Raw genomic sequence first — 14,961 nt, forward strand, 5'->3', positions numbered from 1 at the left:
AATCGGAGCTTCGATGAAACGAACAATTTTCTCCGCCGCCGGCCTTGCTGCGATGGCCAGCGTGATACCGAATGCGGCCCACGCCCAGCGCGTCGATTTGGATGAGGTGGAACTTCGTGCGCAGGCAGGTGAGCCGGTCGAAGTCACTATCAACGATCAGCCCGTACAACTCATCATCGCGCCCGACGCCGTCTCGGCTGTGACGGTGAATGGCGATACAGCGGAGAGGCTCGGGCTGGAGCCCAGCATGTTCCGCTTCATGTATGTCATCGGATCGACCGAATTGCCGTTTCGTACCGATACAGTGCGTTATCACATGCAGGGCGGCACGTTTCGCCGTCGCACGGCCTATAGCGAGCGGCAGATTGTCGAGGGCGCAGATGGCACGGTTGCGCCGGGGCATTTCCCGCAGGAGCGCGTTGTCCTCACACTGCGAGAGCCAACCGCAGCCGACCGTCCGCACGCTTTCCCGCTGGAGCGGATGGGCCGCAGCCTTGTCGGGACGGTGATCGAAGAAGGCGGTGTGCCGATCCACGTGGCTTTCAGCTTCGATCGCCCGGAAACGCTGATTACCGCCACCGGCGGCCGTATTCTGGCAGACAATTATCGCGGATATTTTGAAGGCGAGCCGAGGGAGATTCCGATCATTTACGGCGTAGAGCGGCCCGTCCGCTCACTTACCCTGCGCGATCCGCTGATGCTGGGAGATCTGGAAGTGCGCAATATTGCGGTGCGCGTCAGCGATCACGGCAATTCGGAAGGCATCAACGATGCTCCGTCACCCGAAAGCGATCCGAACGAGATCGTCGTTTCCGCCAATACCGGCGAAATCCCGCGCCAGTTCATGTATCTTGGCATGGAGACGATCGGCCACTGCGCCAGCATTACCTACGATTTCGATGAAGAGGTATTGACCCTGATGTGTCCGGACCAAACGGGCGCAGCGGACTAAAAAAAAATGAAGGCGCTGCGCGGGGTCGACACACAGCGCCTTCGACAAAGACTGTCGTTTGCGAGTTCCGATCAGTCTTCTGTCAGGTAGGAAAGGACTTCCGAAGGCAGCCTGCGACGAAGCAGGCGGTTGTCCGCAATCATTTCGGCAATCGCCATGAAACGCTCGGCTTCGAAGTCCGATTCAGCGATCAGTGTATCGATGGCGGCGCGCATGGCGACATCATCGAGCGTGCCGTCTTCAAGGATCGTTTCGATCTGAAGGGCAAGCTCGATGAATTGCGAAATTTCGCGCTCGGAAAGATCGAGCGACGGCGCATTGAGGCGCGGCATGGACGGAAGGCCCTGCGCAGCGGCGGTTGCAGGCAGGGCGGCGATTGCAGCAGATGCTGCCAGCGTGACGATGAATTTCATGAACGATCCCCTTTTGGTGTATCGGCTTCGATACGCCAGTGCGGATAGGGTCGCTCACGCTCGGCAACAATGCACCATATGGGGTATTCTGATTGCGGCCAGCAGACTAGCTTTCGCTGCGAGCCTCACGCGCGATGGCTGACTGGGTTTTGGGGCCCTTTTTCGCGTCTTCTTCCGGGTTGTCGCTTCCGACTACGGACTCGTTATGCTCAGGGTCCGTCGCGCGATTCAGTTCACCACGCGTTCCGACACGGCGATTGACTTCGCCGCCGGAACGGCTGCCTTGTGACGGCGTCGCACCCTCCTGCATCTCTTCGATAAGGTCATTGTCTGAATGAATTTTCTGGCGTTCGGGCATAAAGTTTCTCCTTTGGCAATCAACGCCAAAGCATGCAGCCCTGTTCCGAAATTTAGATCAGGCCGAGCCGCTGGAGTTTGCCTGCCAGCCTACCGGGGATCAGGTCGCCGATCTCTTCGCCATCTTCCAAATCGCGGGGCGGCTCGCCTTTGAGATACCGCCACCCCTGATGTGCGCGCTTTGGGCGAGGCATGACCTTGACGAGGCGCGGCTCAAGCTCGATCCGCCAACGGCCATTCTCAGTCTGCGAAAAGCCGAGGATTTGCGAACGCGCGACGATATTATGCTCGTGAATCCAGAAGAGCGATCCGCCGATGCATTCTTCCCACTTCGTCGGGCGATAGCGTGTGGTCAGATGCGGACTGCTGCGCCCGGCATACCACTGCTCGATATCGGCGAAGCTCTTGGCGCCGAAAGCGATCTTGGTGAGGTGGAGCGGCATGGTGACCTATGACATGGGAAGCGGGTCGCTCTGGCTCAAGGCTTTGTCGCCGGCTCCTCTCCGGCCGGAAAGCTCACCATCTCCGCCAATACTTCCATCCGCGAAGCCGCGATGGCCTGCCATTGGTCATCCGCGCTGCCGCCAGGTAGCAACTCGTCGCGCGTCAGCCCCTCTGACGAGAGATCGTCGCGCAGGATGATAAGCAGTTCGGAACGGGCATCGGCATCGGGAATATGGACGGAACGCAGCCAGACATAATCCTCCGGCGCCTCGAAGCCTGCATCCGCTGCCAGCACGGCAGCGCGATAACTGTCGGTGCCCGGCTCTCCCTTGGCGAAAATGGGCGGCAATTGACCTGGCTCCGCATCGGTGAAGAAGTCTACACCGTCGATCTCGGTCCGATATTGGGCGGCCGAGTAATCGTAGGCCCAGTCCACACCGTCCACCACGCTTTCAAGCTGGATCAGCAACATCGAACGGTCGCGACCATCAGGCCAGCGGCGCGCGAACACGTGCTGCTCGACATTGGCGGTGCCATACAGCACGAATTTTTGCCCACCGAGATAGTCCAGCGACGGGTCAATCCGCATAGCCAGAGCGGGGCGGGCAGGAGAGGACAGGACACCATCGGCGAATGACCATTCGAGGCCAGTGCGCTCAGACGGCGTGGTGTGCCGGTTGGGTGATGTCCAATAAATATAGGAGGCGGTAACGACCAGCACGGCAAGCAGGAAGCCGAATACGATCAGGAACTTGCGTTTCATCTGGCTCAAACCCCGTTTTGCGTTGTGCCTGTGATACATGGAAGGCGAATCCAACGCATCGCCAGCGATATTTATCGGCTGCAACACCCTATCATATTTCGGAATAGGAGCCGTACTGCGCTCCCGAAAAGTTCAGCCGGCAAGACGGCATTCTGTGTGCTCCTTCCCATGCGCGGCGATAGCGCGTGGTAAGAAACGGCCCGGTGTGCTGCGCATACCAGCTCTCGATATCGGCAAAGCTCTTGGCGCCGAAAGCGATCTTGGTCAGGTGCAGCGGCATGGCACGGGAGATAAAGAGCAGGCGGGGCGGGGCAAGGGTGGGTTGGAAACGGCATGTCTGCTTGCGACTGTAGAGGTGAGCGTCCGCATCACTTAAGCGCTTACCGGAAAGCAGACCTAGCAATTGTAAGGTGTTGGTGGTTGGACTCAGTCCGTCGGCGCTTCGCCAAGACCTCTAGCCTCTTGGGCCAAGACATTTTCAAACCACCTGCGTTGATCCAGATTAGCAACCTCTTCAAGGATCGAAAGCAGACGAGGCGTGTGAGCCACCTTGTCATTCATCAGTCGTCGAACGAAAGAGCGAAACTGGGCACTGCCAAGACGCTGTTCTAGAGACGCAAACGCCAGAGGGGCCGCTCGGTACGCGACCAAATCTGACGCACGATCCGTAAGACTGGATGTCCATATCGGTCCCAGAGGCGCTTCTTCCGAAAGCAGCATTTCTCGATAACGAGCTAGCCGAGCTTCGTAGACCCGTGGTCCAAAGGTTTCTCGCAAAGCGAGATTCGCAATCGTATCCGCCAGTCCCTCATTATGCCATTGCTCGGGAGTAGAGCTATTGGCCCGGCTCCAATTGTGGGCGAGCTCGTGGCAGACGAATTGCGTGAGCGAGACGTCATCGCTATTGGCGGGATCGGACAGTGCGATAATTGTTCGGCGTGAGTATCCTACCGAATCCCGACTGAAAACCATGATATGCGCGTCTGGCAGTTGATCCTCGGGACCTGCTAGTTCGTTCAAGAAGCGGGAACATACCTCAAGCGCGGCTACCACCCCTTCAATGTTCTCTCTTGGCGATGGTCGAGCATCGTAAACTGTGTATGCGCCGACTTGGTGTATGACGGGATCAGGCAGCAGGGCCAGGGAGATATCGGTCCCGCCAACATCCTGGTCTAGCAAGAACCTGTTATCGGCTCGTGTGAATGATCCGGGAGCCACGCCAATCCAATCGCCCTCAATGTCCACTGCTAGAGAAGCATCGATCTTCGTTTCAAAGCTCGTTTCGAGCGGAAACCAAAAACTATCAGCGGTGAGTTCGACGCGCTGCTCACTGATCGCATTAATAGCCAAGGGAGAATCGTCTGGAATCAGCTTTCCACGATATCTAAAATTCACAATATGTTCGGAAGCATCGACCGCGGGGTTGAGATCGATTGTGTAAGCGTTGACAGACCTGCCAAATGTCTGTTGCGGGGTGACCGATACGCTTACCACCTCGCGTCCAGTGATATCCGCTTCACCAAGTGAGGCAGCGAGAATGAAAGATAATCGGCTGCTTTTGGTAGCTGGGATGGCGATCCTAAGGTCGGCCTCCAAAACGCCATCAGCTGGCGCGAGGGCAATCGTGCCGTCGTATCTAATTATTGCAGCATCAGCCAAGCCATAATTCTGCATCGTTTCTTGCTTCATTGAGCAGCCGACTAGCGTCGAGAAGCACAAAACGCTCGCAAGTAACCTGAGGGCACCACTTCGCACGCTAGTGTGACCGCTGAACATGGTCATCATCCCTAGGCTTCTCTCTAAATCGCGGAAGGCGGCAAATAACTGCATTGCTTATATAAGGCACTAATACAGCATGCAAGAGTTCGCTTGATATGGTGATGTCGGGTCAATGCCTCCTTGGACAGGCCTTCCGTTTCCGACGCCATAGCGGACACAGGCTTTCCTACAGATGGTGCGCCATGCCTGATAACAGGCTATGTCCAAGAGCATCACCACCTCGGCAATTCCGCGCCAGACACCGCTTCTGCGCCCACCCAGCTTTTCTTCGTCAGGACAGTGCTCCAAGTGCTCCAGGTTAGCGGTGCTACAGGCTTACCAGCCCGCTCGCCACGGCCAAGCCGAGGAAGGCGAAAAAGCCCATCGAATCGGTGATCATGGTCACGAACACGCTGCTGGCGACGGCAGGGTCCTGGTTCAATCGGTCGAAAGCGACGGGAACCAGCACGCCCGCCATGCCGGAAATGATGATGTTGACCACCATCGCGACGGCGATCACGCCGCCCAGCTGCGGTGTGAAGATGAGAGCGGTGGCAATGCCGATCAGCACGGCAATCGTCGCCCCGTTCATCAGCGCGACCTTCAGTTCGCGCAAAACGAGACGACCGGTGTTGGACTTGGTCAGCTGGTTCATAGCGATGGCGCGTACGGTCACCGCCATGGTCTGCGTGCCGGCATTGCCGCCGATGCTGGCGACGATGGGCATGAGGATCGCAAGCGCGACGAGCTGCTCGATCGCTCCGCCGAAGAAGGCGATGATGGCGCTCGCGACAACGGCGGTGCCGAGATTGGCGATCAGCCAGCGCACGCGCGCGGAGTAAGCTTCGCGCAGAGGCTCGTTGATGTCGCCTTCGCCTGCACCCGACATCAGCAGCGCATCCTCGCCCGCCTCTTCGGAGATGATGTGGACGATATCGTCGACTGTCATCTGGCCGACCAGCCTGCCGTCATCATCGACGACGGCGGCCGAAATCAGTGCGTATTTCTGGAAGCGCAGGGCGACTTCTTCCTGGTCCATATCGACCGGGATCAACGTCTGATCGCGTTTCATCACATCGGTCAACGCGATGTCGCGCGGGGTGCGCATGATCCAGCTCAATTGGCACGAGCCGATCGGGTGGTAGCGATGATCGACCACGAAGACTTCCCAGAATTCGGTCGGAAGATCATCGTTGCTGCGCAGGTAATCGATGAGATTGCCTACCGTCATACTGTCCGGCACCGCGATCAGTTCGCGCTGCATCAGGCGGCCGGCGGTTTCCTCCGGATAGGCGAGCGCTGCTTCAATAGCGGTACGGTCTTCCGCCTCGACCTCGGCCAGAATGGCGCGCTGATCGGCATCGTCGAGGTCTTCGATGAGCTGGACGGCGTCATCGGTATCGAGCAATTCGACGATTTCAGCGACAGCTTCGGGATCGAGATCCTCGAGCATGTCTTCGCGCACATAATCGTTAAGCTCGGCGATCACCTCGCTGCTCATCAGATCGGTGATTGCCGCGGCCATCGTGGCGCGCTCGTCGCGCTCTACCAGCTCGAAAAGGTCGGCGATATCAGCGGGGTGGAGCGGTTCGACAAGGTCGTAAGTGCTGTCTTCATTGTCATCGCGAAGCGACGCGCGCACTTGCCGCACGAATTCGGGCTTGAGCCGATTTTCCTCGTCAAACTGCTCCCCTTCGCCCTGCACGGGCGTGTCGAGGTCAGCATCCTGGAGATCGGTTTCAGCCATGAGCGCCGGTGTATTGCCATCGCCTGTAAAAGCAAGCGCCCATGGTTGCACGGGGTGACATTGCGCTGATGATCCCTATACCGGGCCCCAAGCCACAATCTGGCAAAACAGGAGACTTCAATAATGGCCGATGAAAAGCTGACTTTTACTCTCGATACCGGTGATGGGGAGGGCAAGGACGTCGTTATCAAGCTGCGCCCCGATCTCGCCCCCAACCACGTCGAGCGGATTACCACGTTGGCGAAGGAAGGCTTTTACGATGGCGTGGTGTTCCACCGCGTGATTCCCGGCTTCATGGCGCAAGGCGGTGACCCGACCGGAACCGGCATGAGCGGATCGGACAAGCCGAACCTCAACCAGGAATTCAGCGATGCAAAGCATGTGCGCGGCACCTGCTCCATGGCACGTACGCAAGATCCGAACAGCGCCAATTCGCAATTCTTTATCTGCTTTGACGATGCGGGTTTCCTCGATCGCCAGTACACCGTCTGGGGCGAAGTCGAGAGCGGCATGGAGCATATCGATGCGCTGCCCAAGGGTGAGCCGCCTGCCAACCCTGGCAAGATTGCGAAAGCCACTGTCGGCTAATGCGCTTTGGCGCGTCAATCTGCGCGGTGATCGGCGCTGCCCTGCTGGGCGGCTGCGCGATCACCGGCACGATTGCAGAGCCGGAACAACGCAACGCAATCGCGGGCTGGTATGAGGGCACGCGCGATGTTGCGGGCGACACGTGGCTATACGCCCAGCTCTCCAACAATGCCTATGATGATGAAGAGGCCTTCATCCTGCCGGGTGACATCGTGCTCAGGCACATGGAGGGCAATGATGGCCGCGGCTACGCCTATGCGATCTATGACCGCTTTAAGGGGCAAAAGCTCGAAGAGACCATCATCGCGTATCGCGGGACCGAGCCAGCTCTGGATGACTGGATTCTCGGCAATATTCTAGGGTTGCAGAACGACCGCGCGCTCGAAACGGCGCGATCGGTCGCCAGCAGGCTGAACGGTGCCGACCTGACGGTGACCGGCCATTCGCTCGGCGGAGCTCTGGCCCATCATGTCACGCTCAACCCGCTCCAATTAGGTGATATCGAAGTCACGCAGTCACGCGTTTTCAACAATTCGCCGCGCTTCTCCGGCTATGCGCGGGACGGGAACAGGATCGCCGTGGTCGAGCGGGGCGACTTCCTTACTCCGCTGCGCTTTATCGGGCGGGAGCCGGATCAGCTTTACACTTCGCTCAATTGCCAACCTGGCTACGCGCCCATACGCGATCATTCGATCCGCAACCTTGCCGAATGCCTGACCTGGATTGCCGCCTACGAAGAGGAGGGTGCGCAGCTCTCGCGCGCTGAAAATCCGCTGATCGATCAACCGGCGAGCCAGAGCGATCCACTTCAGCCGCCCGCCCCGCCAGTCACATCGCGAGGCATTCCGATCAACCTCTATAGTGGTGACCTTGGCCTGATTAAGGCGATGAAGGACGAACTTCTGACATCGGATGCTTTCTCGATCCTGGAAGGGAGGCGCGCCGGTCTGCGGCTGCACACCAATTCGCCTGACAGCAACGGGCAGATCGAGGTCCGCTGGGTGCTTCACGGACGAGAAGTGGCGGAGATGCAATACGACTGCGCGGATTATTCAAGCGATGGCTGCGTCAAGAGGATACTCAGGGATGGCGCAGAGCTGATCCGCGCTGAGACGATGCAGGCGGACCCTCGCGACCCCGAAACCCTTTAAAGTCCCGCCTTCACAATCCAGTCGTGAAAAATCCGCACCGGGCGGGCTTCTAGGTCTGCCGGGCGGCAGATGAACCAGTAGGAATACGGACTGGGCACGCTTTGATCGAAAAGCGGGGCGAGCCGGGGATCGTTGTTTCGCGCCAGATGATCGTCATGCATCATCGCAATGCCGATGCGCTGGGCGGCGGCTTCCAGGATCAGCTGGCCCGAATCGTAATGATCGATGGCGGCGGGTTGCAGGCCTGACAGGCCAAGCGCGGCTTTCCACGCTTCGAAACTCTGCGGCATATCGGTGTGGACGAGGAAGGTCTGCTTGCTCATCACATCGACATCGGGCGTCTCGCCCAATTCCTTCACCAGATCGACATTGGCGATCGCGTGGATCGTGTTCTCGTCCAGCTGCACGCCATAAAGGCTGGGATCGGGCTGGGTGGTAAGAGCGATGGCAGCGTCCAGCGTATCACCCACGCGGTCGATCAGATGCGGGCCGGTGTCGATATCGAGATGCAGACGTGGATGGCGCTCGCGCAGCTCACCAAGGCGCGGGAACAGGCGCTGCGTACCGAACAGCGGCATCACGCCGAGGCGCAGGCGCATTAGTTGCAGGTTTTCACTCTGCGTCTCGACTGCTGCTGCCAGCGCCTCAAGTTGCGGTGCGACCGCGTCGTAAAACGCGCGTCCCTCATCGGTCAGCCGCATGGTCTGCCCTGATCGGGAGAACAGCTTGCGGCCCGTGAAGGTCTCCAGATTGCTGATCCGGCGCGACAATGCAGACGGGCTGAGGCCCAGCTCACTGGCCGCCGAGCGCGCTGAGCCGAGCCTTACGACGCGGATAAATGCCTCAAGGGCGCGAAGGGGCGGGAGTCGGCGCATTGACGCAAGTTTCCCCAACACCGCCGCTCATGTCGAGAGGCAATGTTGCATGTCATGCAATTTATTGTGCGACTGCACACAACGCTGGACTAAGTTACTCGTCCTCTTCGCTGCTTTCCGCGTCCTCTGGCGCGTGCAGGCGCAGCCGAGTGACGTGCGTTTCATCGCCCGCCGTGATCTCGACTTTCCAGCCTGAGGGGTGATCCAGCACCGTGCCGGGCTGCGGCACTTCCTCTGCCAGCACGAATGCAAGCCCGCCCAGGGTGTCGACGGCCTCTTCGATTTCGGCGAGCTGCGGATCACCAACTCTTTCAGCCACGTCGTCCAATTCGGCCCGGGCATCGGCATCCCACGTGCCGGGTGCGATCTCGACCAATTGCTCGATCGGCGCTTCATCGTGCTCGTCTTCGATTTCGCCGACGATTTCTTCGACCAGATCCTCGATCGTGATGATACCGTCCGTGCCGGAGAATTCATCGACGACGATGGCAAGATGCGTGCGGCGCTGGCGCATGTCGGCCAGCACATCGAGCGCGCCGCGTGCCTGCGGTACGTAGAGCGGCTGGCGCATCAGCGTGGACCATTCCTCAGGCGCGGGCTTGCCGCTCACGACATAGGCGAACACGTCTTTCAAATGGATCATGCCGATCACATCGTCGAGCTGATCGCGATAGACGGGCATGCGCGAAATGCCGTGCTCGGCAAAGGTCGCCACCATGTCGTCCCAGCTGGCATTCACGTCGATTGCGATGATCTCGCTGCGGGGAATGGCAACATCATCGGCATCATGCTCGCTAAAATGCAGCAGATTGCGCAGCATGGTGAGCTCGACGGCAGAAAGGTCTCCCTTCTCCGGCACCTCTCCGCCATTGCGGGAGGTCTCATCCTCATGCTCGTCAATCTTTTCCTCGATCTGCGCGCGCAGAGAGGTTTCGCCTTCGCCTTCGAAAAAGCCTCTGATGGCATTCCACAACCCGCCCGACTCGACAATCGTCGAGCCAGCGGGTTTGCTACTGTCCGCGTCTCCCGTCGGGGAGCCGTCCGTTTTATCAGTTTCGGGCATTGCCCTGTCGCTTATCCTATTCAGCTGTGATCGCGGTATATGGGTTCGCAATACTCAAAAGTGCAAGCACCTTCACTTCCATTTCTTCCATAGCCTCTGCATCCGCATCCGAAATCTCGTGATCGTAGCCTGCGAGATGGAGGAGGCCGTGGACGATCAGATGCGCGGTATGATCGCGCATGGAGATGTTTTTCTCCGCCGCCTCACGCGCGCAGACACCATGCGCAATGGCGATATCGCCCAGAGGAATAGGGGGCATTTCGGGCGGGCCTTCGTCGGGATCGAGATGGATCAGGTCGGTGCGCTCCAGCATGGGGAAGCTCAGCACATTGGTCGGTTGGTCCTTGTCGCGCCAGTCCATGTTGAGCGTCTGGATCGTCTCGTCATCGGTGAACAGCACGCTCGTGACGAGCCGCGGATTGGCGAGCTCGGTCGCGACCTGTGCCGTAGCCAGCGCGGCAGAGGCCGTCAGGTCTTCCCAATCGCCCTCCGGCCAGTCCTCAATGTCGATTTCGAGTTCCATGGCAGCCTATGGCGCGGCCTCCTCACCCTCATACGCCTCGACAATGCGACCGACAATCGGGTGGCGCACCACGTCGGCGGCGGTGAAGCGGGTGACGCCTATGCCTTCGACGCCTTCGAGCCTGCCGACCGCATCCGCGAGGCCGCTCATGCGGTCGCCGCCCGGGATGTCGACCTGTTTCGGGTCTCCGCAAATCACCATGCGGCTATTCTGGCCGAAGCGGGTGAGGAACATCTTCATTTGTTCGCGCGTGGTGTTTTGCGCCTCGTCCAGGATCACAAAAGCATCGGCCAGCGTGCGACCGCGCATGAATGCGATGGGAGCTATTTCGATTTCGCCAGAGGCAATCCGACGGTCTACCTGTTCGGGCGGCATGCAATCATAGAGGGCATCGTAAAGTGGCCGTAGATAGGGATCGACCTTTTCCTTCATGTCGCCGGGCAGGAAGCCAAGTTTTTCGCCGGCCTCCACGGCGGGGCGAGACAGGATCAGGCGCTGTACGCTGCCGGTGATCAACTGACTGATTGCCTGCGCCACCGCCAGATAGGTTTTCCCCGTGCCCGCGGGGCCAAGCGCAAAGATGATGTCACGGCTGGCGAGCTGGCGCATGTAATCGCCCTGCATCGCGCTGCGCGGAGTGATCGTCTTCTTGCGGGTGCGGATCATGATCGGCGGAGCTTTCGCATCGCCTGTGATGATGCCTTCCAGCGTCGGCTCATCCGCCATATTGATCAAGGCATCGATCGCGCCGGCATCGAGCTCCTCGCCCATCACCAGCTTTTCATGCATTTTGACGAGGACATCACGGGCGCGTGCGACGTCGTCTGCCACGCCCTCGATGGCGACCTTGTCACCGCGCGCGGCGATATACACGCCAAGCCGATTTTCGATCTGTACGAGATTGGCGTCGAATTCTCCAAACAAAGCGCCAAGCACGGCCTGTTCGTCAAAACCTACTTCGATGCGGGCGCGCCGTGAGTGGTCGAGCCGCTCTTCCGGGTGGGCGATGGTGGCGGCGTGGTTTCCGCCCTTGGTTGCCTTGCGAGCCATATGTGTGGTGGCGAGTCCTTTCGCAGTTACATATCGAATGTAAGCCGGAGATCGCGCGTGGCAAGCGGGGCGGGGTCGCTTGGCGGTGGAAAGGCATCCATCTTACATTCAGATAGGCGTCATATACCTTGGACCTATGAGAGGATTCCAAGCGGTCTTCGCCGGTCTAGCGGCCATGACACTGGCAGCTGGCGACATCGCCTATGCGCAGGACGACCAGTCCAGCGACAGTATCGACGAAGATGCGATCATCGTCGATGGCGATTTGCCGGAGGCGAGCGAAGTAAGCGGGGCAGCGCGCAGGCTGACGATCGGAGCAATCGGGCTGACCAGTCCAATCATCCGATATTACGATCCGATTTGCTTGCAAGTTCTCGGTATAAATACGCGGTTTGCGGAATTTGTGCGCGCCCGCGTCATTGCAAATGCGCAGGAAGCTAACATGCCCATCGCAGAGGGCGATTGCGAGGCCAATGCCATCATCATGGTCGGGCAAGAGCCGCGCGTCCTTTACGACGCCTTGGTCGATTACAATCCGCGCCTGGTCAGTCCACGAAGCAGCAGCCGGGTCCGGCGCGAAATGGCAGATGGGGAGCCTGCAATTGTGTGGCACGTCTTGGAACCACGCGATAATGAGGGCATCAATCCATTACCAGTAGGCTGGCGGACCACAGTCGTGCCTTCCCGCACGCGGCCATCGCACGTCGTTGCAGCGCGCCTTGGCGTCGTAATTCTCGACGCGGACCATCTTGTCGGCATGGATCTTGAGCGCCTCAGCGATTATGCAACCATGCGCCTGTTTGCGCCGCGGCTCATACCTAATCGCTACGAAATCGATGAGCCGCGCTCTATCATCTATCCTTTCACACCGGACACGGGCGAGACAGAAATGACGCGCTTCGATCGTGCCTATCTTACCGCGCTTTACAGCATGCAGCCGCAGGCTCCGGCAAACAGGCTGCCAGTCGCCGTGGCGCGCGCTTTCGAAGCCGATGAATAGACTTTTATGATCTGCAGATGTGCTCGAAAGCTTTCGGTCGTAATGGCTGCCACTATGGCGATGACCGCCGCGTACGCGAATGCGCAGGAGCAGGACAAGCCGGAAGACCCAATCATCGTGTCAGGCGACCTACCCGGCCCGACAGACATCCGCGCCACAGTGCGCGCCGTGATGCAGGAGCGCGGCAATACGCAGCCGCTTCATCGCTATCTCGACCCGCTTTGCCTGCATGTCACCGGCATGGCTGCGCAAGCCAACGCCTTCGTGCGCGAACGAATGCTGGCCAATGCGAACGATGCCGAGATCGCGCTCGCCGACGAAGGCTGCAGCGTCAACGCGATTGTCTTCATCGTGGAAGAGCCTGTGCAATTGCTCGAATTGCTGACCGATCGCCAGCCATGGCTCCTGCGCCCCGATGATCGCCGCCGTGTTGAGTTTGAAGCGGAAGAGGGCGCGCCCGTCATCGTGTGGCACAATTTCGAAGATCGCGCGGCGCAAGGCGGAAGGTTGGCGCATAGCGCGACGGTGGCCGGGTCAACCGGCACGGTGACACCACTCGGCGTCAATGTCCGGGTCAACAATCAGTCGGGTTTTGGACGGACAGGCGCAACGCACAGCACGGCGGTGCAAAGCGGCGTCATTATCCTGAATTTGAATCACCTGGTCGGGATGGATTTGGAGCGGGTCGGCGATTTTGCGACCATGCGGCTGCTTGCCCCGGGCCTGATTCCGTTCGAGCATCAGTTGGATGAGCCGACTTCGGTGACAGCGCCATTTATTGCTGACGAGGGCGAGACCGTGCTTACGCGGTTCGATCGCGCCTATCTGCGCGCGCTTTATGGCCTGCAGCCCAATGCTGCCGCCAATCGGCTGCCAGCCGCAGTCGTGCGGGAATATGAAGAGGACGAGTAGGCGGCCTCGATCAGGCCGTCGCCATCTCCAGCACCCGGCCTTGCAAAGAACTTGGCCCCGCCTGCACCAACTCTGCGCGCACCATGTCGCCGATCTGCAATTTGCTGTCGAAGAACACCGATTGTAGCCAGGGAGACTTGCCGAGCATCTGGCCCGGGCGGCGACCTTTACGCTCGATCAGCACATCGCAGGTCTTGCCGACGCTTGCTTGGTTGAATGCATATTGATCGCGGCTGAGATGGGCCTGAAGGCGTTGCAGACGCCCATCCATCACTTCCATCGGCACTTGGTTTTCCATGCTGGCAGCAGGCGTGCCGGGGCGCGGCGAATATTTGAAGCTGAAGGCCGAAGCATAGCCGACCGCATCGACGATCTGCAGCGTCTCTTCAAATTCAGCATCGGTCTCACCAGGGAAGCCGACGATGAAATCGCCGCTGAGCGCAATGTCCGGGCGCACTTCACGGAACCGGTCGAGCAGCTTCAGATAGCTTTCTGCCGTGTGGCTGCGGTTCATGGCTTTGAGCACCCGGTCGCTGCCGCTTTGCACCGGCAGGTGGAGATACGGCATCAGCTTGTCGACTTCGCCATGCGCCGCGATCAGCGCGTCGGTCATGTCGTTGGGGTGGCTGGTGGTGTAGCGGATGCGCTTGAGATCGGGCAGGGCGGCGAGCGCATGGATCAGGCCTTCAAGGCCGACGCTGCGGCCCTTGCCGTCCTCGCCGTTCCACGCATTCACATTCTGGCCGAGCAGCGTGATTTCGCGCGCGCCAGCATCAACCAGTCTCTTCGCTTCCTCGACCAGGTCGTTGTACGGGCGCGAAATTTCGGCGCCGCGGGTGTAGGGCACCACGCAATAGGTGCAGAATTTGTCGCAGCCTTCCTGCACGGTGAGGAAGGCCGTCGGAGACACGCGCCGACGTGCCGGAAGGGCGCCGAATTTCGCATTCTCCGGCATGTCCGTATCGGTCGAACGCTCGCCTTTGGCGGCGCGGTCCACCATATCGCCCAACCGGTGATAGGCCTGCGGGCCCACGACCATGCCAACGCCGGGAGAGCGCTTGATGATCTCTTCGCCCTCCGCCTGCGCCACGCAACCGGCGACCGCGATCATGGGCTTTTTGCCCGCCTCACGGCCCGATTTTTCGATCCGGCCGATGTCCGAATAGACTTTCTCGGTCGCCTTTTCGCGGATGTGGCAGGTGTTGAGCACGACCAGGTCAGCATCTTCACCCTCGGCAGCAGGCGTGATGCCTTTGGCTTCCAGCAATTCGCCCATCCGCTCACCATCATAGACGTTCATCTGGCAGCCAAAGCTTTTGACCCGGTAGGTCTTAGGGGAGTCATTCGATTTCATGATGGCGCGCC

17 protein-coding genes are annotated in these 14,961 nt (G+C 59.5%); 5 read left to right on the top strand and 12 right to left on the bottom strand.

Annotated features, from left to right (window positions below; all coding sequences use genetic code 11):
- Positions 1-13: 13 nt before the first annotated feature.
- Positions 14-952, top strand: a complete 939-nt coding sequence (locus I5L03_RS05955) for a hypothetical protein (RefSeq protein ID WP_197920843.1) — start codon at positions 14-16, stop codon at positions 950-952.
- A 71-nt stretch (positions 953-1,023) separates the two neighbouring features.
- On the opposite strand, the gene I5L03_RS05960 is transcribed toward I5L03_RS05955, so the two are convergent.
- From I5L03_RS05960 to mgtE, 7 genes are all read right to left on the bottom strand, one after another.
- On the bottom strand, positions 1,024-1,365 hold the full coding sequence (locus I5L03_RS05960; RefSeq protein WP_197920844.1) for a hypothetical protein: 342 nt from the start codon (positions 1,363-1,365) through the stop codon (positions 1,024-1,026).
- 106 nt (positions 1,366-1,471) lie between these two features.
- Positions 1,472-1,723, bottom strand: a complete 252-nt coding sequence (locus tag I5L03_RS05965; protein ID WP_197920845.1) for a hypothetical protein — start codon at positions 1,721-1,723, stop codon at positions 1,472-1,474.
- Between the two features lie 52 nt (positions 1,724-1,775).
- On the bottom strand, positions 1,776-2,165 hold the full coding sequence (locus tag I5L03_RS05970; RefSeq protein ID WP_197920846.1) for a DUF1489 family protein: 390 nt from the start codon (positions 2,163-2,165) through the stop codon (positions 1,776-1,778).
- A gap of 35 nt (positions 2,166-2,200) precedes the next feature.
- Positions 2,201-2,929, bottom strand: coding sequence for a hypothetical protein (locus I5L03_RS05975; RefSeq protein ID WP_197920847.1), 729 nt, complete (start codon positions 2,927-2,929; stop codon positions 2,201-2,203).
- Positions 2,930-3,020: 91 nt separating this feature from the next.
- Positions 3,021-3,209: a hypothetical protein gene (locus I5L03_RS13435; RefSeq protein WP_234035105.1), complete on the bottom strand. Its 189-nt coding sequence runs from the start codon at positions 3,207-3,209 to the stop codon at positions 3,021-3,023.
- A 146-nt stretch (positions 3,210-3,355) separates the two neighbouring features.
- A complete protein-coding gene (locus I5L03_RS05985) occupies positions 3,356-4,618 on the bottom strand; it encodes a gluzincin family metallopeptidase (RefSeq protein ID WP_197920848.1) in 1,263 nt (420 codons plus the stop codon).
- A gap of 397 nt (positions 4,619-5,015) precedes the next feature.
- Positions 5,016-6,434 carry a magnesium transporter gene (gene mgtE / locus I5L03_RS05990; RefSeq protein ID WP_197920849.1) on the bottom strand — a complete coding sequence of 473 codons (1,419 nt, stop codon included), beginning with the start codon at positions 6,432-6,434 and terminating at the stop codon, positions 5,016-5,018.
- Positions 6,435-6,557: 123 nt separating this feature from the next.
- On the opposite strand from mgtE, the gene I5L03_RS05995 reads away from it, so the two are divergent.
- Positions 6,558-7,022, top strand: a complete 465-nt coding sequence (locus I5L03_RS05995; RefSeq protein WP_197920850.1) for a peptidylprolyl isomerase — start codon at positions 6,558-6,560, stop codon at positions 7,020-7,022.
- Positions 7,022-8,173: an alpha/beta hydrolase family protein gene (locus I5L03_RS06000; protein WP_197920851.1), complete on the top strand. Its 1,152-nt coding sequence runs from the start codon at positions 7,022-7,024 to the stop codon at positions 8,171-8,173. Before I5L03_RS05995 ends, I5L03_RS06000 begins: the two co-directional genes overlap by 1 nt.
- Here the strand turns inward: I5L03_RS06000 and I5L03_RS06005 are convergent.
- From I5L03_RS06005 to I5L03_RS06020, 4 genes are all read right to left on the bottom strand, one after another.
- Complete coding sequence (locus I5L03_RS06005) at positions 8,170-9,048, bottom strand: LysR substrate-binding domain-containing protein (RefSeq protein WP_197920852.1); 879 nt, start codon at positions 9,046-9,048, stop codon at positions 8,170-8,172. The two genes, I5L03_RS06000 and I5L03_RS06005, sit on opposite strands and share 4 nt — an antisense overlap.
- Positions 9,049-9,142: 94 nt before the next feature.
- Positions 9,143-10,111 carry a hemolysin family protein gene (locus I5L03_RS06010; RefSeq protein ID WP_197920853.1) on the bottom strand — a complete coding sequence of 323 codons (969 nt, stop codon included), beginning with the start codon at positions 10,109-10,111 and terminating at the stop codon, positions 9,143-9,145.
- 16 nt (positions 10,112-10,127) lie between these two features.
- Positions 10,128-10,634, bottom strand: coding sequence for an rRNA maturation RNase YbeY (ybeY, locus tag I5L03_RS06015; protein WP_197920854.1), 507 nt, complete (start codon positions 10,632-10,634; stop codon positions 10,128-10,130).
- A 6-nt stretch (positions 10,635-10,640) separates the two neighbouring features.
- The gene (locus I5L03_RS06020) at positions 10,641-11,684 is read right to left on the bottom strand and encodes a PhoH family protein (RefSeq protein WP_197920855.1); all 1,044 of its coding nucleotides are present in this window, start codon (positions 11,682-11,684) and stop codon (positions 10,641-10,643) included.
- Positions 11,685-11,859: 175 nt separating this feature from the next.
- Between I5L03_RS06020 and I5L03_RS06025 the strand changes: the two genes are divergently transcribed.
- Positions 11,860-12,684, top strand: a complete 825-nt coding sequence (locus tag I5L03_RS06025) for a hypothetical protein (RefSeq protein WP_197920856.1) — start codon at positions 11,860-11,862, stop codon at positions 12,682-12,684.
- Positions 12,685-12,726: 42 nt separating this feature from the next.
- Positions 12,727-13,596 carry a hypothetical protein gene (locus I5L03_RS06030; protein ID WP_197920857.1) on the top strand — a complete coding sequence of 290 codons (870 nt, stop codon included), beginning with the start codon at positions 12,727-12,729 and terminating at the stop codon, positions 13,594-13,596.
- Between the two features lie 10 nt (positions 13,597-13,606).
- On the opposite strand, the gene miaB is transcribed toward I5L03_RS06030, so the two are convergent.
- Positions 13,607-14,950 carry a tRNA (N6-isopentenyl adenosine(37)-C2)-methylthiotransferase MiaB gene (gene miaB / locus I5L03_RS06035; protein WP_197920858.1) on the bottom strand — a complete coding sequence of 448 codons (1,344 nt, stop codon included), beginning with the start codon at positions 14,948-14,950 and terminating at the stop codon, positions 13,607-13,609.
- Between the last annotated feature and the right edge of the window lie 11 nt (positions 14,951-14,961).

The sequence above is a fragment of the Aurantiacibacter sediminis genome (assembly GCF_016019885.1).
In the GTDB taxonomy this organism is placed as follows: domain Bacteria; phylum Pseudomonadota; class Alphaproteobacteria; order Sphingomonadales; family Sphingomonadaceae; genus Alteraurantiacibacter; species Alteraurantiacibacter sediminis.